We start from the raw sequence: 22,268 nt of genomic DNA, 5'->3' as shown, positions 1-22,268 counted from the left end.
CCTCCCTAATTCTCACCTTCCTGATTTTCACTTTCCTAATAACCATTCAGCAGCTATAGAACCCACCAAGACAAGCGAAATAATGAGCAGGCACAGGGCGACGACAAATTTGGTACGGAAGGTGCTTAGCAGCATAAGCGTACCTTTGAAATCCAGCATCGGACCGAGCACAAGAAAGGCTGCCAGCGGACCTAATGTAAAGGTATGCGAAAAAGCGGTAGCGACAAAGGCATCGGAGGTGGAGCACAGCGACAGTACATAGGCAAAGCCCATCATAAAGACATATGAGCCGATCGTTCCACCGCTTAACGAAAGCATTTCATCACGCGGGATGAATGTCTGAATACAGGCCGTCAATAATGCACCAACAATGAGATATTTGCTCATGTCCAAAAATTCATCGCCAGCATGTACAAAAAAGCCTCGCATGGTGCGATGATGCCGATGAGTCCGGTCGCTCTGCTTCTGCTGGTTAAAAGACAGCAATGACCGCTTTAGCGGATGCACACGCACAAAGGTATATACGATCAGCCCAATCATTGCGGAAACGACAAAGGCCAGCCCCATGCGAACGGCCGTGACCTCTGGATGGGAAGGGAAAGCCATCATCGTTGCAGCCAGCACTACGGGATTGATGATCGGCCCGCTTAAAATAAAGGTGATGCCCATATAGGCAGGCATTCCCTTGAGCATCAATTGGCGCACGACAGGAATCATGCCGCATTCACAGATCGGAAACAGCAGCCCCAGTAACGATGCCAGCAGAACACCCGGAACAGGATGCGCAGGCGCCATTTTACGTATCCATGCTTCCGGCACAAGCCATTGTAAAAGGGAGGAGACCAGGACGCCAATAAGGAGAAACGGCATGGCTTCCAGAAAAATGCCCATAAATACCGTTTTTAACGACTGCATCTGACTCATATCCAACGAATGAAGCCACCGGGGAGATAGCGTAACAAGCACGGGGATAAGAAAGGCGAAAGGAATCATAAAAGGCAGCATCTTCAACAGCGTACTGTTTTTCATTCCACGTCTCCTCGGAAATAAGGGTTGTTGTCTACATCCTATGCCTGCTACAGGACAAACATGCCTGCAGAAGAGCGTGTGGATCACCTCCTTTATTGACAAGTTCGAGCGTGGTCATATATATTTATGTTGATTAATAGTAATTATTACGATTTAAAAAAGATGTACATAAAGGACGGGGAACAACATTGATTCTTTCAGATCGTACAATTCAATTGATGCTCAAACAAAAAAAACTGGGAATTTCACCACTGCATGACCTACAGGTTCAGCCCGCCTCGGTTGATCTTCGTTTGGGTAATCATTTTCTGAAAATTGCCGGAGTTGGCAATGAGCCTGTATCTATGGAGGTAGAAGCAGTCTATGACTCCTGGGAAAGTAAGGAGGCTATCATTGAACCGCATTCTTTTTTGCTTGCGACGACGATGGAAACAGTACAGCTTCCTTCTTATCTAACTGCTTTTGTAGAAGGGCGGAGCTCTGTAGGACGTATGGGATTATTTATTCAGAATGCAGGCTGGGTCGATCCAGGCTTTCAAGGGAAAATTACGCTGGAGCTATTCAACGCGTCATCACGTCCCATTCGGTTGAATGCCGGAAGACGTATATGTCAGCTGGTATTTGCACGGATGGATCGGGCGGCCCGAGTGCCTTATCAGGGCAAGTACCAAGGGCAGGATAAAGCTATGGGGAGCAGGATTTTTCAGGATCAATGGATATAGTGCTTAGAAAAGGTGAAGGAGCAACATGCAAAGAGCCTCCAAATCTCACAGCTATTGGTGGAATTGGAGGTTCTTTGGTGCTATATGTGAGATGAGCTATACGGATACGCAGCAAGCAAAGTTACTGCGGAACCACTGCTCGTCCAAATTTCGACCGATAATGACGATTTCACTGCGGCGTGGCTCATTCTCTTTCCAGGCGCGGTCTATCTGTGTGCCAAACAGCATATGAACACCCTGAAAGATGACGCGTTTGCTGACATTGTGCAAATTCAGAATGCCTTTATAACGGAAGGTGTCAGGCCCATGCTCTACAAGCCATTCATTAATAAATTCGTTGACTTTGTCCAAATCCAGCGGACGATCTTCTGTGAGCGCGATACAAAATACATCATCGTCGTGATGGTGATGCTCTTCTTCCAGAAAACCCGGCTCAATTTCCAGCTTTTTGTCCAAGTCAAAAGCGTTTAGTCCCAGCACATAGTCCATTGAAATGGACGATTGTTCAGTACGATGGATTTTGGCTTGGGGATTCATATGGGTAAGTCGATTTTCCAAGCGGACCAAATCTTCCGGTTCTACCAGATCGACCTTGTTGAGCAACAGTACGTCTGCAAAGGCGACTTGTTCCTGAGCTTCATGTCCCTCATCCAAGTGCTGCTCCGCATGTTTGGCATCCACGACAGTTACAATGGAATCCAGCTTGAAAAAGTTCGATACGATTTCATCTACAAAAAAGGTTTGCGCCACTGGAGCAGGATCGGCAAGACCTGTTGTTTCAATCAGTACCCGGTCAAAATCGATTTTACGCTCCGTTTCACCGAATTTGGCACCCAGTAATCCGCGCAATATATCGATCAAGTCACTACGCACAGTGCAGCAGATGCAGCCGTTGTTCATTTCAAATATTTCTTCATCGGCACCAATCACAAGCTGATTGTCTATGCCTACCTCACCAAATTCGTTTACAATGACGGCAATTTTTTGACCATGGTCGGCAGTCAGCACGTGGTTTAACAGCGTTGTTTTCCCGGCTCCTAAAAAGCCGGTCAATATCGTTACAGGGATGCGAGGATCCTCTACTATAGTCAATGGAATAACCTCCAAATTGGAATTTAGGGTAAAGCCTAAACAAATTATAGAACCCCAACATTTAGAAAGTCAAATTATTAGTAATTATTACGATTAAAATTCGATAAATGATTGCAAGAAAGAAATTTTTACGGTACGATCCATATTAAATGTTGTAAAGACAAGGAGGATTTTATGATACCGATTGTTGTTTTATCCGGGTTTTTGGGCAGCGGTAAAACAACTCTTCTTCAGCATGCACTGGCTTATTATAAAGAGCAGGGCCTCAAGCCAGCTATTTTGATGAATGAGTTGGGCGATGTTAATCTGGACGGCAATGTGGTGAACGGCCAAGCTCCCATGAAGGAAATGCTTAGTGGTTGTATATGCTGCACCATTCGCGGGGACCTGGGTGTTGAATTGCCGAATCTTGCCGAGGAATATAAGCCGGATGTGATTATCGTCGAATGTACCGGAGTAGCCAATCCGATGGAAATTGTAGATGCCGTGACAGATGCTTCTATGTATTCCGCTATGGTTTTACAATCCGTTATTACGGTGATGGACGCGCGTCAGTTTTTGGATTTTTCCTCGGGTAACGAGAGAAGCAAGTCGCTTCGTTTGATGCAGGATCAGCTTCGCTGCGCTTCCAAGCTGATTATCAACAAGACCGATTTACTGGCCGCGGATGAGTTGCAGAAAGTACAAGCCCTCGTCAAGGAATTAAATCCTTATGCGCTGACTGTGACTACGCAACGAAGCGACGTGGACGCGGGTGCTTTTTTCTCCATTCAAGGAGAGGATCGCATGGATGTCTCGCATTCAAAGGAGTCCATAGCCGATAACGGGAATGATCATCATTCGGAAAATCATCTGCACGCTCATGTTGATCCTGCAGACCATCACCATGCAGACCATGACCCTCATGATCACCATGACCACCACGATCATGACCACGGACACGGGGGACATGTTCATTCCTACGACCATGTTGTCGTTCACACGCATTTCTTCGGGCAACCTGTGTCGCGTTCCAGGTTTGAACAACTGTTCCGCAGCTTGCCTGCTGAAATTTACCGTGCCAAAGGAATTGTACGTTTTCTCGAAACAGAGGGTCAGATGATGTTCCAGTTTGCTTATCGGGAACTGGAAATCATTCCGATTCGCCCGCAAAAGCCGGTGAACGATGTTGCGGTCCTTATGGGTGAAAATTTCTCTGCTTCTGAGATCGAAGAACGGTTGAGAGCGCTGGAATCGGCCCAGAAGCCATTGACCCGGTCATGACCTCGGGAACGAGCAAGGCCTATCGATCAAAGACCGAATCTCACGCCCATGCAGCTGGACAATCCGCTTTGGGATTTACCACCATTCTGCTGTTACTGGCTGCCGGGCTGGTGCTGTCGGTCACAGTTGCAGTCATGCTCGGTCCTGTGGCTGTCGCGCCAGGAACGGTATGGCGAATTGCACTGTCGCATCTTCCCTGGCTGGACCAGTGGTTACCTGTGACATGGACCAGGCCGGAGGAATATATCGTCTGGGAAATCCGCTTTCCACGCGTGCTGCTGGGCGTTATCGTAGGGGGAGGGTTAGCTGTTACAGGGGCGGCTATTCAGGCATTAATTCGCAATTCGTTGGCAGACCCCTATATTTTAGGAGTCTCATCCGGGGCTTCGGTTACAGCGACGCTGGTTATTGTGTTTGGAGCCTTTGGTATCCTTGGACGGTTTGCGCTGCCTTTGTCTGCTTTTTTAGGTTCGCTTGCAGCTATGCTTATGGTGTTCGGATTAGCCCGTGTGGCTGGACGGATATCGACGACACGATTACTGCTGGCAGGCGTAGCGGTGTCCATGATGCTGTCGGCTGTGACCAGCTTTATCGTTACGATGGCTCCAAATGAAAAGGGTATCCGTGATGCGATGTATTGGATGATGGGCAGTCTGGCAGGTGCGCAGTGGGATACGCTTCTTATTCCGACCCTCATTATAGCTGCCGGAACGATAGTTCTGCTGACTCAATACCGCTCACTGAATGCTTTGCTGACAGGCGAAGAGGCAGCAGTGACACTCGGTGTGAACGTACAGACGTTTCGCGTGCTTCTCGTCATTGTCGCCTCGCTTCTAACCGGAGCGGTTGTGGCGGTTAGTGGCTCCATTGGCTTCGTCGGGCTGATGATTCCGCATATCGTGAGGCTGATGGTGGGATCGGATCATCGACGTGTTCTGCCCGTCAGCCTGTTGGCGGGAGCTATCTTTGTGGTGTGGGCAGACGTATGTGCCCGGCTCGTGCTGGCTCCGCAAGAACTGCCGATCGGCATTGTGACAGCCGTTTGCGGAGGACCCTTTTTTGTGTGGCTGCTGCGGCGTAGTTCCTATTCATTTGGAGGCGAAAAATGAATGTAGAAGTTAAGCACGTGACCTTCAGTATTGACGATAAGCAGCTGATCGATGACATCTGTCTTCAGGTCAAAAAGGGAGAGCTGGTCGGTCTGATCGGTCCGAACGGCAGCGGCAAATCGACGCTGCTCAAAAATATGTACCGTGTGTTAAAGCCTGACAACGGATGGATCACACTCGATGGACGAGATATGCTGCGCATGAAGTACAAGGAAACGGCCCGGCAAATGGCGGTAGTGAGTCAGGATGCACCTCAGACGTTTGATTTTTCAGTACGGGACATCGTCTTGATGGGCCGCCATCCGCATAAAAGGCTGCTGGAGGCGGATACCACTGCCGATTATGAACTGGTGGAGCAGGCATTGAAGCGGGTAGGCATGGACACTCAGGCCGAGCAGAGCTTTGCTACCCTGTCCGGTGGTGAAAAACAACGGGTGCTGATTGCCAGAGCGCTGGCCGGACAGGCGAAATTTCTCATGCTGGATGAGCCGACGAATCATCTGGATATCCGGTATCAGCTGCAAATTCTTGATTTGGTCAAAGCGCTTCAGGTAACTACGCTCGCCGCGCTGCATGATTTGAATTTGGCGGCTTTGTATTGTGACCGAATGTATGTATTACAAGAGGGCAAGGTGGTTGCCTCCGGTATCACAGAGGATATACTTCAGCCGAACCTGCTGCGCAGTGTCTTCGGAGTGGAGACGGAAGTCTGTATCCATCCGAAAACCGGGAAGCCGAATATTACCTTCTTACCGGATTCTCTCAGGGGAGAAAACGATTTTTGACATAAACAGAATGCACCTATTTTAAAGAGGAGACGGTACAATATGAAAAAATATAGCAAGCGCGCAATATTCTTGATGATGCTCGCTTTGGCGATGGTGCTGCTGCTATCAGCTTGCGGATTGGGAAACACAGCTCAAACAACTGATTCAGCCACAAACGGACAGCAGCCTGCCTCATTGCAATCGGCGACGAGGGAGAAGCCGGTAGAGCTTGAGAATATGGGCGTCAAGATGATATTTCCCGAAGCCCCCAAACGTGCGGTTACACTGAACCAGCACGCAACAGAGGTGATGCTGGCCCTTGGACTGGAATCCTCCATGGTAGGAACTGCGTATTTGGATGATCAGATTTTGCCGGAATATAAGGTTCAATATGAAAAAATCCCGGTACTGGCCAAGCAGTATCCCTCTAAAGAGGTATTTATGGCTGCTGCGCCGGACTTTGCTTATGCGGGCTGGAAGAGCGCTTTTAATGATAAAAACCTCGGTTCCCGTGAGGAGCTTGCCGAGCAGGGAGTGGCGACCTATGTACAGGAATCATCCAATAAGCCGGGTCCAACGTTAGAAGATGTATATCTGGATATACTAAATATTGGACGCATTTTCCGGGTTGAGGACCGGGCAGACAAGCTGGTGGGTGACATTCGTAAACAAGTGCAGTCCATTCAGACTCAAATTGGGATTGTAGAGAAGGCGCCGAAGGTGTTTGTCTATGACAGCGGCGAAGATAAGCCTTTTACGGCTGCCAACAATTATCTGACCTCATTGATTACAAGTGTAAAGGCGAAAAATATTTTTGATGATATCAACAAAAGTTTTGCAGAGGTAAGCTGGGAAGAGGTTGTGAGCCGTAACCCTGACGTCATTGTCATTCTGGATTACGGAGACACCTCGCTGGAGAATAAAGAGAAGCTGCTTCTGAGCAAGCCTGCACTGGCAGGTGTGGAAGCGATCAAAAACAAACGTTTTATAGTACTGCCCCTGTCTGCAGCGGCGGAAGGCATACGCGCACCGATTGCATTGAAAACCTTGGCCGCAGGTCTGTACCCGGACAAAGTGAAGTAAACAAACAAAAGAGTTGTCAAAGCATTGACGAACCTTGCCTAAACTGTTAAACTTGCTAATGCGTAAAGGTTACGTTTATCGAGCGCTTCTTTTTTTAATACCAAATCGTAATAATTACGGTAGATGGTTTAATGATCATAAACGACCTGGAGAATCTGCGCAATGATGATTGCTCGGGTGGCTCCAGGCTTTTTAAAGGAAAGGGAGATTTGCGTCATGTTATTGGCCTCATTGGAACAAGTCACTTTTGGCTACGGAGATGTTCCTAACTTGGTGGATGCCAATGTTGAAATTTTTTCCGGAGAATTTGTGGCAATTACCGGACCGAATGGTGCTTCCAAATCAACCATGCTTAAGCTGTTGCTGGGTTTGCTGCAGCCTTGGCAGGGCAAGGTGTTTATGTCTGACCGCACAGGTGAAGGCAAGAAGCTCGTTGTTGGATTTGTATCGCAACAAATCGCTGCCTTCAATGGTGGATTTCCAAGTACGATTCTGGAATTTGTCCGTTCAGGAAGATACACGCATGGCTCCTGGCTGCGCCGTATGCGGCCTGAGGATCATGCCTTGACGGAGCAGGCGCTTCGTCAGGTAGGGATGTGGGATTTGCGCCATCGTAAGATTGGCGAATTGTCCGGTGGACAGAAGCAGCGCATTTGTGTAGCACGCGCGCTCGCCCAGGAATCGGATTTGCTTATTTTGGATGAGCCTACAACAGGTATGGATCAGGAAAGCCGTCATCACTTCTATGACTTGATGAATCAGCAGGTCAAGGAATATGGAAGAACGGTGGTCATGGTCACGCATGGACTATCGGAAGTGCAACATTATTTGGATCGTATTATTGAGCTTGAGAGGAAGGAAGATGGCGGATGGAAATGCTGCACTACGACTTCATGCAGCGGGCATTTTGTGCCGGTGGGGTAATTGCACTGCTGGCCTCGGTGCTTGGAGTGTACCTGATGCTGCGGCGTCAGGCTCTGATGGCGGACATGCTGTCGCATGTATCGCTGGCAGGGGTGGCAGCGGGTGCCTATTTGGGCATAAACCCGACGATTACCGGTTTTATTGTAGCTGTGATCGGCGCGATTATCGTTGAATATGTCCGCAGGTCGTATAAAACGTATAGTGAGATTTCTGTGGCTATTATTATGGTCGGCGGTTTATCGACGGCTGTTATTTTAATGAATCTGAATCAGAGCATTAATAAAGGGTTTTCCGCTTATTTGTTCGGTTCGGTGGTAGCGGTCAATCAGACAGAATTGATGTTGATGATCGTAGTGGCTGTGATCGGAGGCATTTTCTTTTTCGTCTTCCGGCGTCCCTTGTACCAAATCACCTTTGATGAAGAAACGGCGAAAACAAACGGACTTCCCGTCAAGTCCATTTCATTTGCGTTTAGTATTTTGACGGGGATGATTGTAGCTGCTGCCATGCCGATTGTTGGTGTGCTGCTTGTCTCTTCACTAATCGTACTTCCCGCTGCGCTGGCCATACGAATTGCACCGAGCTTCGCGGCGGCCATCTGGATATCTATGATAACTGCCTTGATCGGCGTATTTATGGGGTTAACTGCCTCGTATGAGCTGAGCACGCCCCCAGGAGGAACCATTGCCATGGTATTGTTATTATTCCTGATCATGGGAATTGGTATTCATAAGCTGGTCCGCAAGCTGAGCAAGCAGCAGGCTTCCGGGCGGAAAAATGCGGCACGCAGTGAGAGCAATTAAAAATAGTAACTATATAGGTTGAACTCGAAAAATGTACATTAAAACGGAGTAGGCGGAATGGTGCTGTACAAGCGAAGCGGTCGCTTTCAAAGCTTTCCGTAGGAAAGCTCGCTTCGGAAGCATCACTTCCCTGGATTTCTCCCCTGTTCATAGGCTTAATTCAAGAAATCCGGGGGCGGTGGCGATGGGAAGCACCATCCGACTGCGTAGTGGCACGATATGAAACTTTTAAGTTCAGCTTATATAGAATAAACAGTTAAAGGAGTTATGAACATGAATACATGGTTCAAAAAATCATTTGTATTGTCTGCGGGGCTGGCACTTATTTTGTCCGGCTGTGGAGCCCAATCTGATCATACAGCTTCAAAACCTTCCCCAACCGAGCCGGGTACGGCACAAAACGTTAACAAGCTGAACGTGATCACCACTTTTTATCCGATGTATGAATTTACAAGACAGGTTGCCGGAGATCATGCGAACGTAACGGCCCTGATTCCTGCTGGTGCCGAGCCCCATGACTGGGAACCAAGCGCCAAGGATATGGCACAGATCAAGGACGCTGACGTATTTGTCTATAATGGTATCGTCGAAGGCTGGGCAGAGCAGGCTTTGAGCAGCGCAGCCAACGACAAGCGTGCTGTAGTTGAAGCGAGTAAAGGGCTGAACCTGATGGAAGGCACTGCTGAGGAGGAAGAAGGCGAAGCACACGCAGAGGAAGGTCATAGTCACGATCATGTGCTGGACCCTCATGTATGGCTTGATCCCGTATTGGCGCAAAAGGAAGTAGAGGCTATTGAAGCGGGTCTTGTAAAAGCCGATCCTGCCAATAAAGCCGATTACGAAAAAAACGCTGACGCTTATATTGCCAAGCTGAAGGATCTGGATACAGCGTTCAAAACAGGTCTGAAGGATGCAAAACGCAAAGACTTTATTACACAGCATGCTGCTTTTGGTTATTTGGCCAAGCAATATGGTTTGACTCAAGTGCCGATTGCCGGACTTTCTCCCGAGCAAGAGCCTACACCGGACAAACTGGCAGGCATCATCAAATTTTCCAAAGCAAACAATGTAAAAACCATTTTCTTTGAAACCCTCGTAGATCCAAAGGTGGCTCAGACCGTAGCCACTGAAATCGGTGCCAAAACGGATGTTCTGAATCCGCTCGAAGGACTGACAGATGAAGACAAACAGAACAACCTGGACTATCTTGGTGTGATGAAAAACAATCTGGAGGCTTTGAAGAAAGCTCTGAATGAATAAAGTCTGTAAACTGACATCGGTATGACCACGGTGTCAGTTTTTTATTCTATATAAGCTGAACTTAAAAGTTACTTATCGTGCCACCGCGCATCCGGATGGTGCTTCCCATCGCCACCGCTTCGCTTGTACAGCACCATTCCGGCTGCTTCGTTTTAATGTCCATTTTTCGAGTTCAAATTCTATAATAAACAATAATAATGAATAAATACAAAAGAAAGGACTATCACCACGCCTGTTGATTAAGCAAAATATAGGAATTTAAAAATTGAAAAAAGGTCGCTCTTTCTGTAAAATCAATTCCACCACAGAAGTTGATTTGAAAGAGGCGACCTCATGAAAAAGTCTACCACGTTTACAAACCTTGTTCAATCTCTTAACGTCTATTTGTCGTTCCTGAATAACCTAGAAAATGATTAATCAACAGGCGTGATGTATTTTCATTTAAAACGCAAATAAAAGCCTGTAGTGGTTTTCTACACTACAGGCTAAAAATGCTTGATATTATTGGGTATTTTTACTTCGTCAGGACAAGCTTCTCCACTAGCTGGCTCTCTTGGATTGAATTTATTTTCCTACATACTCATCCAAAAAGCGATCTACTCTTTGGAAATATTCAGTGGGGTAATGGTTGATGGCATCGATGTGCTCCGTATTTTGCGGGTACCATACTTCTGCACTTGGATTATCTTTTAAGGACTCGTAAATAATTTCTGTATTTTTATAACTAATTTGCTGATCTCCAGTACCATGAATGAGCATAACTGGCTTGTCTTGCATCTTTTTTACCGCATCCATAGGAGATATGGAATCAAGATCAACCTTAAAGGCCCAATTTGCCATCCATGTCGATGTATAACTGAATGGAAACGCAGGTAAACCTGAAAAGAAGGGCAAACCCTCTCTCAGAAATAGACCAGCATTACGAAAAGGACTATCCGCAATTACGGCTTTGATGTCATCACTTTCACTTGCGGCTAGCAAAGAAGTAACAGCACCCATTGAAAAGCCGATAACTCCAATGTTATCACCCGTATGGTCTCTGGATTTTAAATAGCTTACAGCTCCTAGCAAATCGTATTTTTCATTGAGGCCCAGTGTAATCAAATCACCATCGGATTTACCTTGCGAGCTGAGGTCAAATGCCAATACATTGTAGCCTTTCGGAACGAAATGCTCTACTAACTTTGGGGTCCGCCCTTTGACTAAACGATTGCTCGTATATCCATGGACGACAATAATCGTCTTATTACTTGCTTTACCAGAAAGACCACTTGCAGGAAAGAAGGAACCTCTAATCGTATTATCATTTTTCAAACTCTTGAACTCGACCTCTTCGTAGGGAGTCTTATCGATATTCAATTCGTAGCTGACATTAGTGTCTCTAGGATGGTGCAACAAGGTGTCTATTACTTTATAAGATATAAAAAATACAAGAGCCATCACAAGCAAAAGCACGATTCCTAGGCTCCATAAAATTTTCTTCCGTTTTTTCACACGAACGTTAAATGTCAGATCGGGTTGTAATGATGTTTGACTCATTCAGACTCCTCCAGTTTTTCTTTAGGTTGTATGGGTGCAAACAAATAAAAGGCATGCCCCTTCAGATTTTCCCACTCGGGATGATGAATAATACTTTCTCCAAGAGTTAAGCCCACTCCATTTAAGAAAGAGATATAGGCACGAGAGATCATTGCTGGGGAAAAGCTTTTGTTGAATTCTCCCATTAACTGTCCCTTGGCATAGACGCATTCGATCGCATCTGTCATTACCTTTATACTTTCAAGGACCTTCTGTGTAAGTTCAGGGAATCTTATTCGTTGTCCTAAGACAGATTGAACAAGCCGCAATTCATTTATATAGAAGTAGATATGGTTGAATTGTTCTGCCACCATGTTCTTAATCAATACACCCGGCGTCCCCTCTTGTTGTAGACAAGCAAGCGATTTCGCCTGAATATCAGCAAGCGGCTCAAGGACAGCGGCGTAGTATAAAGCTTCTTTGCTAGGGAAATATTGAAAAATGGTTCCAGGAGTCACTCCCACACTCTGCGCAATGATAGCCGTTGTGGTATTAGAATATCCACTTTCTGCGAACAGGACAACAGCTTCTTCTAGGATACGTTTACGCCGTTCCAGTCTTTTTTCTTCATTGATGGGTCTTGCCAAATGTATTCCCCTCTCTTTAAACTAAACTTTAATTAATTAAATGATCGATTATTTAATTAATAATATATCTTAAATTACGACTTATAGCAAGAGTGATTTTATCTTACTTACGAGCAGGATGAACCTCAACATATAAAAATAAGCCGGAGTGCTGTCCAACATGTGCCTCCGGCTTGTTTTTATCAGGTTATTTTGGATGAGTACACGTTCCGCCTTCCTTAAGTATTTCAACGGATTTTCAAAGGTATAAAGGCACATAGTACGAAAATTTCAGCTTTACACTATAATGTGGAGATAGTGGTGGTTTTTAGAGCGACACTGAGGGACGTTGTCTCTTAAGGGAACAACGAACGACTGTCCATCTTCTTTATAGCGATCCAAGCGTTCTAATTTCCCATAAGCTCGGTCCATTACCATAATGTAATTAACGCGGGCCAAATTCTCACTCATTGGTCTGTCATGTTAAGAGCCAATACTTTCGCTTACTTTCAGAGGTTGTAGGCTGTCAGCCTGCAAGGCAACATGCAATTTAATACCTGCTCTTTCACCATGATAAGGCATGTCAGACATTGCTGTGCTTGAGAAGATCGTGATTGTTCATGTATGGGAAGAGGAAGAACTTGATTATGAAACGAGCGAGGCTTATCTTATTAAGCCAGGCTATGTATGTTCTAACTGGCGCTGTTCATTTGGCAAGAGTGGAGAGAATTTATCAAACGGGTTTGCATCGTTTTTACGTGGAGGATCGGAGCACTGCATCTATTCAATTAGCATCTTGTCTAACAGGAGACATATCCGTAAAGATACAAGAAAATGTTTAATCAAAACGGGTTCGTAAATTACATGAAAACGGAGTAGGCGGAATGGTGCTGTACAAGCGAAAGTTTTTATTCCGGAAATCCGGGGACGGTGGCGATGGGAAGCACCATCCGTCTGCGAAGTGGCACAATAGGTAACTTTTTAAAATAGTGCTAAGGTTTCACTGAATACCTAGTACTTTGTGATCTTTACCCTACAGGAACGAATTACGTCATTGTGAAACGATTTTTTGAAAACTAATTCAATAGTATCTAGTTTCCAATTGCTTTTATAATTCAATGGTAGCGTTTTTGTTTTTACAGATTTTTTCTATTAATTATGCTCGTTTTTTCACCGATATTGAACTTTGGAGATAGATATAATCTTATAACAGATTGGAGCGATTATTTTGGCAACAGTTGTAATAGTGGATGATTCTTTATTTATGCGATCTGTGCTTAAAGATATTTTTTTGGATTTAGGTCACTCTGTAATTGCAGAGGCAGAAAATGGGTATGATGCTGTGTTGAAATACGCGCACTTTCGTCCAGACTTAATCACCATGGATATCAATATGCCTAAGATGGATGGACTTGAGGCCGTTAAAAAAATTGCCGAGCTTGATCCAAAAGCCAATATTCTAATGTGTTCTGCTTTGGGTCAGCACGAAGCGATTATAAAAGCATTTCAGGCAGGCGCAAAAGACTTTATTGTTAAGCCATTTGAGATGGAAAGGGTCGTAAATGCAGTCTCAAAAATGCTTGGTTAGTTAACAAATACAGATTTTAATACATAAAAATTGAACAATTTGAAATAAGAAATCCATGGCTATTTTCACGAATATGGAGATGAAGAGGATGAGCAATCGGGTATTGTCTCAAAAAGTATTTATAGATGAACTGATCACTACGATCAGGAATGGAGGGCTTGTTCCTGTAAATTATGAACAGCTCATAAGCGAACATAGAGATAGAACGGATGCTCTTAACAATGAGCTCACGTTGCGTATAGAGGGATTAAAGACGGATTTGATTCCTGCTTCGACGCATTCCATTCCTTTTTCCAATGGTGAAATTATATTCCTGGCTCGTTATATTGTACTCATGGGGGACCATACCGAGGGGTACTTTGTGTTCTATCGAGCAGAGGACTGTGAAAGTCCGGAAGAGGTGCAGTTTATAACAAGTTCTTATCAGCTTCCTCATTTGTTGCTTGAACTGGCTCTTACTTTAAAAAAACATGGCACGAGTGAGTCCGTTGATATTTTGACTTATTGGAATGGACCTGTTTATCCATTAAAAGATTTGAATAAAGAGGATATTAAGCTGTCCACCTATGAATTTTAAAGTTATATATGCCATTGCATAATTCCCAGGTATCAAAATCCCTTGAGAGAGTCAAATCCCTCAGGGGATTTTTTACATTGATAATCAAACGCATGTTCGCATATAATACAAACAAACGTTCTGATAAGGAGTGAAGGATCATGCTGGAAAAATACGTGGGGCAGATCGTGGAAATCGTGTATATGGACCGAAAGGGCAAACTGTCTCATCGGCGCATTGAGGTGCATCGTGTGCAAAATGGTTTGATACGGGCTGCCTGTTTACTGACAGGCCAGCCACGCGTTTTTCGATTAGACCATGTACTGGCATGGCATCCTGTAACCCAAACAGCATAGGAGGCGTTTACGATGGGGAAAAAGCTTGAAGGGAATGGCATATGGGAAAGCTCGCGCATGATCTTGCCTGAGCATCGGGATGCGTATCTGAGACTAATGAAGGAGCAGGGCAGACGTGACAAGCCGACACTGGACGATCAGGAAATGTGGCAGATTGAACAGGCCCTTATCATTTCCTATAATGAACGGAAGTCTATTACGCTGCGGGTATTTAATCCGTTTGATGACGAGGAGTTGTGTGGGATTGTAACGGTGATTAACACGAGTCGGCGAGAAGTGAAGCTGTCCCGCGGAGAAGAGGACTTTAGCTGGATTAAGCTGGAGGAAATTATCGAGGCGAATATATAGCAACAATAGGATTGTAGTCGTTTAAGCTCACGTTTAAAATGAAGCAGTAGCTGCAAAAAGAAGGAGGAATTCAATTTGAAAGTAAGCAAAAGCAATGCTGAACACTATATATGGGGAGATCAATGTGATGGTTGGCGTTTGGTGAATCATAAAGATTTGAGCATTATTCATGAGCGTATGCCTGGCAATACACACGAGGTCAGACATTATCATCATCATGCCCGTCAATTTTTCTTTATTTTATCAGGTACAGCGATACTTGAAGTGGATGGCGAACGAATCCAGTTAGGATCTCAGGAAGGCTGTGAGATTCCTCCTTTGATCGCTCATCAGATGTTTAATGAAACGAATGAGGATGTTGAGTTTTTGGTGATCTCTCAGCCTGCGACTAGAGGTGACCGGGTGCTGGCCGAAAACTAATATTTTGGGGCAGACAAATACAAGTGAAGTTTGACAAGTACATTTTAGTACCGTATAGTGCTAATTATGATGAAAAAAAATAAAACGACCAATCGGGATGTTGTTCTGAGCATTGCGACTTCATTGTTCCTTACTAAAGGCTATCATACAACAAGCATGGACGAAATTGTGGCTGTCAGCAATGTATCCAAAACGAACATTTACTATTATTTTAAAAGCAAGGAAGAGCTGCTGTCAGCTATTCTGGACCAACTGATTCGAACGTATAACGAGCTGATTTTTGAGGTGGTTTCACGTAAGGATCAATCTGTGCAGGAACGTCTGGAGACCCTTCTTCAATTGCTGACTCAACAAGAGACAGATTATTTAGGCGGCTGTCCCTTTATTACTCTGTACACGCAAATGCCTCGGGATATTCCCTTGTTTCGAGAGAAAGTGAGCCGATTTTTTCAAAGCCAAATCACCACGGTGGAAGCGTTGTTAAACGAGGGGATGGAGAGTTTGGAGATTCGGGCTGAACTTCCTGCCAGATCGACGGCTGAATTCATTGTCTCAGCTATCGAAGGCGCACTCTTTTTACAACATGCAGGTCAAGACCCAGGCATACTTGTAAATTTAAAAATGACTTTAGCGTTTCTGCTAAAGTGATTTTTTTTAATCATGATTAGCACTATATAGTACTAAAAAATATAGAAAGCAGGTTATATTTATGGCACATATCTTGATCACGGGCGGTACAGGTTTTATCGGCATGCATACGCTACAGCAACTTTCCCGGGAGGAGCATACCGTTACCGTTCTTGTCCGCTCGCTGAAGAAGTGGGAACAAATATGCAGGCAAATGAATCTGGAGACCGCATGGCATACGGGGAAGTTAACACCGGTTATCGGTGACTTAAGTGCACCCGCTCTGGGGCTGAGTTCTTCTGACAGGAAGCGGGTTGAGACAGTAGATGTGGTGATTCACGCAGGAGGACCGATGGACATATTGCTGGGAGAGGAGGAGGCGAGAGGCGCTTTTTTGCAAGCAGCAGAAGAGCTGCTGACGTTGGCTGCACATATTCATGCGAGCAAGGGGTTACGACATTTTATCCATTTGGTTGGATTCAAAAGCCCTTTTAATCATCATAACTGGAATGCCCCGGAGCCTGTCATTGCTCATTTGGAACAGGCTCCTCCCTATGAGCGTATGAAATTCCTGGCTGATTTGCGTATCCGTCAGGGGGCGCACAAAGAAGGATTTCCACTGTCGGTTATCCATTTGAGCGTGGTCATTGGTGACTCAGCACACGGGGATACGCCTCAAACCGGTGGGCTTGGCATTCTTGTGGCTTCTACAGCGCGCAAGCTCATGGGTCTTATTCCGGGCGGCAAGTCTCATTGGCTTCCTATGGTTCACGTAGATCATGCAGCCGAATTCATCAGTGTGCTTGCCAAGGAAACACACCCTGTCAGTGAAACATACTACCTAATGGATGAAAGGCAGCAGAGCCCGACCATGATGGAGCTGGGAACGAGTATGGCGAAGGAGCTTCGAGTTCGGAAACCGTGGGGCTCCATTTCACCCGCTTGGCTATCCGGCATTCTGGGCACTCCAATGGGGCGAAAGCTGGGGATTCCAAAGGAGTCACTCGATTTTATTGTGGATGTGGACTACCCACTGGATGCGACGCGAGGGATTCAGCATAAACACGGATTGACACAGACGGTAAATACGGACATTTTCCCATTTGTCATTACGGACCTTGATTACAGAATTACACATTCCCGCATGGATACAGATGGATATGTCCGCAGCAGGCGCGGGCCTTTGGCTACGCTAGAACGAAGAGTGGAAAATGAAAATCCACCGATGGTGTTTGTCCACGGTACTTTGAGTGGGGCGGATTGCTTGATACCGCTGGCCGAGCAGTTTCCGGAATCCTCCGTTTGCCTGGTGGATCTCCCCGGGTTTGGGCGATCTCCTTACCATCATCAGGAGGATGTACTGGAGGGTCACATCGAATCGTTAGTACAAGCGATCGAAACTTTTGAAACACCGATCAACCTTGTTGGTCATTCCTTCGGCGGATTATTGGCTGTCAAAGTGTGGGAACGTGTACCTGAGCGCCTTAGCAGCTTGCATTTGTTGCAGCCTGTATTCCATCCCGCTCCGCGCAGATATCGGAGTGCACGAATTACGGAGAGCGTGCTGGGCAGACTCAACGAGTCAGGCTTGCGCAAGCAATTGCTGTCGCAGATTTGTTTTGAAAACATGGAGGAAATCCCGCCAGCATACATCACGTATGTCCTTGAGGAATTGCGTTCTCCCCGCGTAAGAAAGACGACTGCGGAAACGCTGGCCATGTTAACAAGAGCGGATAATTTTCGGTTTGCATCCGAGATCCCCGGGCCACCGTCCAAGGAGAAGATTTCGATTGTATGGGGAATGAAGGATCAAATTTATAAGCTGCCCGAACAATTTCATGGCTTTCACACGCTGCATATTCCGGCAGCACATCATTTTCCGATCTCGCAACCGGAGCAAACAGCGCACTTGCTAAAGCGGCACATCGAGCAGAATAATATTAGAGCGTAAAAAAGACCAGTCAAGCATAAATCAGGTCCAAGGTGGGTGGGTCCGTTAAATAAAATCATAGAGTGAATAGAGGACGTCGCCATATTGGCGGCTTTTTTCGTTGGAGAGAGGATTATGAAGGTTTACCGTGGGTTTCTTTTGTAGTAATATAGATTAATCGTAATTATTACAATTAAAGACAAGATGGTGAGAACAGCTTCTGGTAGCCTTGGGCAATTATAATTGAAGGAGTCATCAGTGTGAGAGAAAATAGAGTAACCTCGAAACTGCCTTCCAAGGCAGAGCGTCATCGGCTGTTCGGTTCGGTGGACCCTATTCCGGGAGATAAGCCCACATTAAAAGAGCATATGTCCGATTTGCAAAATGAGCAGCGCAACTATTTGTTCGACATTGAACAGGTGGGCATCGCCAGAGTAAAGCACCCCATTACCGTGGAGGCGGGTTTAGCCCCTGCTTCACAGGTAAGCATCGGAATCTTTAAGCTAACAACCTCGTTGAATCGTGAGGCCAAAGGAATTAACATGAGCCGTCTGACAGAGCACTTGGAGGAGTATCGGCAGCAGGGTGGAACAACGGATTTGGCGCAGCTCGCCCGTTTTGCAAGAGGTCTGACTGCGCGGATGAATCAGGAACGGGCTGAACTGGAGCTTTCGTTCCCGTGGTTCTACGAACGGCATTCCCCTATGCTGGGGAAAACGGGACTGAACCATGCCGAGGGGCTAATCCGAATCACCTATGAGGAAGGACGGGGAAGCCGTGTCGTGGTTGGTCTGACAGTGGCGGTAACAACCTTGTGTCCGTGCTCCAAGGAAATCAGCGAGTACAGCGCCCACAATCAGCGTGGCGTGGTAACTATGGAAGCGCGCATAGATGAACTGGACATGGAGCAGGACTGGAAGGTCATGCTGCTGAATGCAGCAGAATCCAATGCCAGCGCTCCGCTGCATCCGATCCTTAAGCGCCCGGACGAGAAGGCGATAACTGAAAAAGCGTATGAAAATCCGCGTTTTGTCGAGGATATGGTGAGGCTAATTGCCGCTGATTTGGTCGAGCTGAAGGCCGTTCGTGCCTTCACGGTGGAGTGCCGAAATGAAGAATCCATTCATCTGCATGATGCCATAGCGAAAATCTCATATAAAAAACCACGTTCCTGATTCTTTAGGATGGAAAGCCACAGAACCACGGTGAAAATGGTCGAAATGACGATTTTTACTGTGGTTTTTTATTCTATTTTAGGAATTAAAATAGTTTTTGTCCAAATTCCGGTCTGAAATGTCCATGGAATCAGGGTATTTATTCCATATAATAAGGAGGTGAATCTAATGAAAATGATTATCAATATCAAAGGAGTGATCGAGTTGTCAAAAGCTGCAACTGCTATCTCGCAAAACACCCGTTACCTGGAAAGCCAGGCTGCACGGGAATCCAATGCCAGATCCTACCCCCGGCGTATTCCGATAGCCATCGCCGAAGCAGAAGGCATCTATGTCAAGGATATGGATGGAAAAAACTATATTGACTGCCTGGCCGGGGCCGGAACTTTGGCACTCGGTCATAACCATCCAGTGGTCCTGGAAGCGATCAGAGAGCTGCTGGATCAAAAACGACCTCTGCATACGCTGGATTTGACCACGCCAGTGAAGGAGCAATTTGTAGAAGAGCTATTCGCCAGTCTGCCTCCTGAATTTGCCCGTCAAGCCAAAATCCAATTTTGTGGTCCAACCGGAGGCGATGCGGTGGAAGCTGCGATCAAGCTGGTCAAAACGGCTACGGGCCGTCGAAGCATTTTTTCCTTCCAAGGCGGTTATCATGGCTCGACCCACGCAACGATGAGTCTCAGCGGGACTTTGGGACAAAAAGAGCGGGTGCAGGGCTTAATACCGGATGTTCATTTTATGCCCTATCCCTATGCGTATCGATGCCCATTTGGAGTAGGTGGAGAGCAGACGCATGCGCTTAGCAGTCGTTATATTGAGAATCTGCTGGATGATCCCGAGAGCGGGATCGTTACGCCATGTGCTTTTATTCTGGAGGTTGTTCAAGGGGAAGGCGGTTCTATTCCTGCGCCTGTCGAGTGGATTCGGGAAATTCGCCGCATTACCAGGGAACGGAATATCCCGTTGATTATTGATGAAGTCCAGACCGGTCTTGGACGTACAGGCAAGCTGTTTGCTTTTGAGCATGCGGATATTATCCCCGATGTATTGATCTTGTCCAAAGCGATTGGCGGTAGTCTGCCGCTGTCGGTGGTCATTTATAACGAAGCACTGGATGTATGGAATCCGGGCGCGCATATCGGTACTTTTCGTGGCAATCAGATGGCCATGGCTGCCGGACTGGCTACGCTGAAATATATAAAGGAGCACCATATACCCGACCATGCTGCAGCCAGAGGCGAACAATTAATGGGCCGCCTGAACATCTTGAAGCAGCAAACAGGCTGCATCGGAGATGTACGCGGCCGGGGGCTTATGATCGGGGTAGAGATTGTGGACGACCGACAACCGGTGGATCATTTGGGACATCATCCAGCCCACAAGAAGCTGGCTGCTCAAATACAGCAGGAATGCCTGAAACGTGGACTCATTTTGGAGGTTGGGGGAAGGCATTCTGCCGTGATTCGCTTTTTACCACCGTTGATTGTAACGGAGCGCCAAATTGACGACATATTCCTTATTTTCAATGAAGCGGTACATGCAGCCTATGCCGGGTTGCAGCACGAACACGACTAAGCAGGCTACGGGATGAAAAACCATGCTGTGGCTGATCAATGGAAGGTCGTCATCACGGTGATGCTCGGCACCTTTACGGTTTTGCTGAATAACAGTTCGCTGAATCCGGCGATTCCGTCCTTCATTAAGGTGTTCGATACGAACGCTGCTACGGCGAGCTGGCTCATTACCATTTTTCTAATCACGATGGGGATGACTATGCCTTTAACCGGATATTTGGCGGATCGCTTTGGAAAAAAGAAAATCTACCTGGGGGGACTCGCACTTTTTGTTACAGGCTCCTTGCTTGGTTCGATATCATGGGGGCTCACTGCTGTAATCATGTGTCGTGGACTGCAAGGGATAGCGGGCGGACTGATGATTCCGTTGTCGCTGGCGCTGATTTTTGAAGCCTTTCCCAAAGAGGAACGCGGCAGGGTTACGGGAATATGGGGGATCGCGATTATGGCAGCCCCGATGCTTGGGCCTACAGTTGGAGGAGTCGTTCTGTCGCTTAGCAGCTGGCAGGTACTTTTCCTTATGAATGTGCCAACTGGACTGCTGGGATTGCTGCTGGGAATACGCTACTTGGCCGCCACGCGCAGTAATCCGTCGCGCACCTTTGATCGCAGCGGATTTATAACGATCACCTTGGGGGTAGGATTCATTCTGTTTGCGCTGGGTAGAACAACGACGGCGGCAGATGTAGTTGACCCGCTGCATATTTTGCTGTTCCTTGTCGGGGGGATTTTGCTGGTGGTGTTTGTACGAATGGAGCTGATCAAGGAACAGCCCTTGCTGAATGTACACGTTTTTAAAATATCTACCTACAGCCTCAGCGTGATCGTGGCGAGTGTACAGGCGATTGCGATGTTTGGCAGCATTTTTCTGGTTCCGATGCTGGTTCAACAAGTATATGGCTATGACGCCATGATGACAGGGCTTGTGTTTTTGCCTTCTGCTATATGCACAGGCTGGTTCGTCACCCTTGCAGGTAAGCAACTGGATCGCAAGGGGCCTAAAGGGATTATCAGCACGGGGCTCATCCTTACGTGTGCGGCTACGGCGATGCTCGGTATGCTCCAGCTCCATTCACCGCTCTGGGTTATTTTTGTCCTCATGATGCTGCGGGGAATTGGATTGGGGCTGTCCAATATGCCTGCCACCACCGCCGGATTGAATGCGATTCCCGATAAGCTTGTAGCCCAAGGCTCGGCGATGAATAATGTAATGCGCAGACTGACCTCCTCGCTTGGAATGGTCGTCATTTCGATTTATTTTGAGGTTCGCAAGGCTCAGCTGCTGGTGGCGGGCTATTCGGTGGAAACGGGGACGCTGCAAGCGATCCGGGAAGGCTTTATTGGAATGAGCATACTCATTTTACTCACGATTCCCGCCGCTTTTTTCCTCAAGCCACCCGCATTCCTTCCTGAAAAAGAAGCGCGTCGTGCATCCCGTGATACCTCGGAAGTGAAAGCGCCTGCGTCTGCACCTAAAGCTTGAACAGGAAGGGAG

Annotated in this window: 22 protein-coding genes; 18 read left to right on the top strand and 4 right to left on the bottom strand. The window is 46.6% G+C overall.

The window, feature by feature from the left end; all coding sequences use genetic code 11:
- Window positions 1-27 precede the first annotated feature (27 nt).
- The gene (locus BAZ21_RS00275) at window positions 28-1,029 is read right to left on the bottom strand and encodes a permease (RefSeq protein ID WP_068496107.1); all 1,002 of its coding nucleotides are present in this window, start codon (window positions 1,027-1,029) and stop codon (window positions 28-30) included.
- Window positions 1,030-1,217: 188 nt separating this feature from the next.
- Here BAZ21_RS00275 and dcd point away from each other — a divergent pair, with 188 nt between their 5' ends.
- The gene (dcd, locus tag BAZ21_RS00270) at window positions 1,218-1,751 is read left to right on the top strand and encodes a dCTP deaminase (RefSeq protein WP_068496106.1); all 534 of its coding nucleotides are present in this window, start codon (window positions 1,218-1,220) and stop codon (window positions 1,749-1,751) included.
- Between the two features lie 96 nt (window positions 1,752-1,847).
- Here dcd and BAZ21_RS00265 read toward each other — a convergent pair whose 3' ends face one another.
- A complete protein-coding gene (locus tag BAZ21_RS00265; protein WP_068496105.1) occupies window positions 1,848-2,843 on the bottom strand; it encodes a CobW family GTP-binding protein in 996 nt (331 codons plus the stop codon).
- Between the two features lie 174 nt (window positions 2,844-3,017).
- Between BAZ21_RS00265 and BAZ21_RS00260 the strand changes: the two genes are divergently transcribed.
- The 7 genes from BAZ21_RS00260 to BAZ21_RS00230 all read left to right on the top strand — a co-directional run bounded on the left by BAZ21_RS00260 (window position 3,018) and on the right by BAZ21_RS00230 (window position 10,052).
- Entirely contained in the window at window positions 3,018-4,106 is a 1,089-nt protein-coding gene (locus tag BAZ21_RS00260; RefSeq protein WP_068496104.1) for a CobW family GTP-binding protein, read from the top strand.
- The gene (locus BAZ21_RS00255) at window positions 4,103-5,215 is read left to right on the top strand and encodes a FecCD family ABC transporter permease (RefSeq protein WP_068496103.1); all 1,113 of its coding nucleotides are present in this window, start codon (window positions 4,103-4,105) and stop codon (window positions 5,213-5,215) included. The genes BAZ21_RS00260 and BAZ21_RS00255 overlap by 4 nt, the downstream gene beginning before the upstream one ends.
- Window positions 5,212-6,000 carry an ABC transporter ATP-binding protein gene (locus BAZ21_RS00250; RefSeq protein ID WP_068496102.1) on the top strand — a complete coding sequence of 263 codons (789 nt, stop codon included), beginning with the start codon at window positions 5,212-5,214 and terminating at the stop codon, window positions 5,998-6,000. The genes BAZ21_RS00255 and BAZ21_RS00250 overlap by 4 nt, the downstream gene beginning before the upstream one ends.
- Before the next feature lie 42 nt (window positions 6,001-6,042).
- A complete protein-coding gene (locus tag BAZ21_RS00245) occupies window positions 6,043-7,065 on the top strand; it encodes an ABC transporter substrate-binding protein (protein ID WP_068496101.1) in 1,023 nt (340 codons plus the stop codon).
- Between the two features lie 216 nt (window positions 7,066-7,281).
- Window positions 7,282-7,989: a metal ABC transporter ATP-binding protein gene (locus tag BAZ21_RS00240; protein ID WP_176718078.1), complete on the top strand. Its 708-nt coding sequence runs from the start codon at window positions 7,282-7,284 to the stop codon at window positions 7,987-7,989.
- On the top strand, window positions 7,935-8,792 hold the full coding sequence (locus BAZ21_RS00235) for a metal ABC transporter permease (RefSeq protein WP_068496099.1): 858 nt from the start codon (window positions 7,935-7,937) through the stop codon (window positions 8,790-8,792). The genes BAZ21_RS00240 and BAZ21_RS00235 overlap by 55 nt, the downstream gene beginning before the upstream one ends.
- 273 nt (window positions 8,793-9,065) lie before the next feature.
- The gene (locus tag BAZ21_RS00230; RefSeq protein WP_068496098.1) at window positions 9,066-10,052 is read left to right on the top strand and encodes a metal ABC transporter substrate-binding protein; all 987 of its coding nucleotides are present in this window, start codon (window positions 9,066-9,068) and stop codon (window positions 10,050-10,052) included.
- 564 nt (window positions 10,053-10,616) lie between these two features.
- Here BAZ21_RS00230 and BAZ21_RS00225 read toward each other — a convergent pair.
- Both BAZ21_RS00225 and BAZ21_RS00220 read right to left on the bottom strand, forming a co-directional pair.
- Window positions 10,617-11,591: an alpha/beta hydrolase gene (locus tag BAZ21_RS00225; RefSeq protein WP_068496097.1), complete on the bottom strand. Its 975-nt coding sequence runs from the start codon at window positions 11,589-11,591 to the stop codon at window positions 10,617-10,619.
- Complete coding sequence (locus tag BAZ21_RS00220; protein WP_068496096.1) at window positions 11,588-12,217, bottom strand: TetR/AcrR family transcriptional regulator; 630 nt, start codon at window positions 12,215-12,217, stop codon at window positions 11,588-11,590. The genes BAZ21_RS00225 and BAZ21_RS00220 overlap by 4 nt, the downstream gene beginning before the upstream one ends.
- 1,207 nt (window positions 12,218-13,424) lie before the next feature.
- Between BAZ21_RS00220 and BAZ21_RS00210 the strand changes: the two genes are divergently transcribed.
- The 10 genes from BAZ21_RS00210 to BAZ21_RS00165 all read left to right on the top strand — a co-directional run bounded on the left by BAZ21_RS00210 (window position 13,425) and on the right by BAZ21_RS00165 (window position 22,256).
- Window positions 13,425-13,784, top strand: a complete 360-nt coding sequence (locus tag BAZ21_RS00210) for a response regulator (RefSeq protein WP_068496094.1) — start codon at window positions 13,425-13,427, stop codon at window positions 13,782-13,784.
- Between the two features lie 88 nt (window positions 13,785-13,872).
- Window positions 13,873-14,361 carry a hypothetical protein gene (locus BAZ21_RS00205; protein ID WP_068496093.1) on the top strand — a complete coding sequence of 163 codons (489 nt, stop codon included), beginning with the start codon at window positions 13,873-13,875 and terminating at the stop codon, window positions 14,359-14,361.
- A 140-nt stretch (window positions 14,362-14,501) separates the two neighbouring features.
- Window positions 14,502-14,696, top strand: a complete 195-nt coding sequence (locus tag BAZ21_RS00200; RefSeq protein ID WP_007430288.1) for a hypothetical protein — start codon at window positions 14,502-14,504, stop codon at window positions 14,694-14,696.
- 12 nt (window positions 14,697-14,708) lie between these two features.
- Window positions 14,709-15,044: a YolD-like family protein gene (locus BAZ21_RS00195; RefSeq protein WP_068496092.1), complete on the top strand. Its 336-nt coding sequence runs from the start codon at window positions 14,709-14,711 to the stop codon at window positions 15,042-15,044.
- Between the two features lie 75 nt (window positions 15,045-15,119).
- Entirely contained in the window at window positions 15,120-15,464 is a 345-nt protein-coding gene (locus tag BAZ21_RS00190) for a cupin domain-containing protein (protein WP_007430290.1), read from the top strand.
- Between the two features lie 69 nt (window positions 15,465-15,533).
- Entirely contained in the window at window positions 15,534-16,112 is a 579-nt protein-coding gene (locus tag BAZ21_RS00185) for a TetR/AcrR family transcriptional regulator (protein ID WP_068496091.1), read from the top strand.
- Window positions 16,113-16,173: 61 nt separating this feature from the next.
- Window positions 16,174-18,042 carry an alpha/beta fold hydrolase gene (locus BAZ21_RS00180; RefSeq protein WP_068496090.1) on the top strand — a complete coding sequence of 623 codons (1,869 nt, stop codon included), beginning with the start codon at window positions 16,174-16,176 and terminating at the stop codon, window positions 18,040-18,042.
- A gap of 239 nt (window positions 18,043-18,281) precedes the next feature.
- On the top strand, window positions 18,282-19,196 hold the full coding sequence (gene folE2 / locus BAZ21_RS00175) for a GTP cyclohydrolase FolE2 (protein WP_068496089.1): 915 nt from the start codon (window positions 18,282-18,284) through the stop codon (window positions 19,194-19,196).
- A gap of 168 nt (window positions 19,197-19,364) precedes the next feature.
- Window positions 19,365-20,774, top strand: coding sequence for an aspartate aminotransferase family protein (locus BAZ21_RS00170; RefSeq protein ID WP_068496088.1), 1,410 nt, complete (start codon window positions 19,365-19,367; stop codon window positions 20,772-20,774).
- Between the two features lie 12 nt (window positions 20,775-20,786).
- Entirely contained in the window at window positions 20,787-22,256 is a 1,470-nt protein-coding gene (locus BAZ21_RS00165) for an MDR family MFS transporter (protein WP_068496087.1), read from the top strand.
- Window positions 22,257-22,268 lie beyond the last annotated feature (12 nt).

The sequence above is a fragment of the Paenibacillus kribbensis genome (assembly GCF_001705305.1).
GTDB lineage: Bacteria > Bacillota > Bacilli > Paenibacillales > Paenibacillaceae > Paenibacillus > Paenibacillus kribbensis_B.
This window is presented reverse-complemented; position numbering and strand designations above follow the sequence as displayed.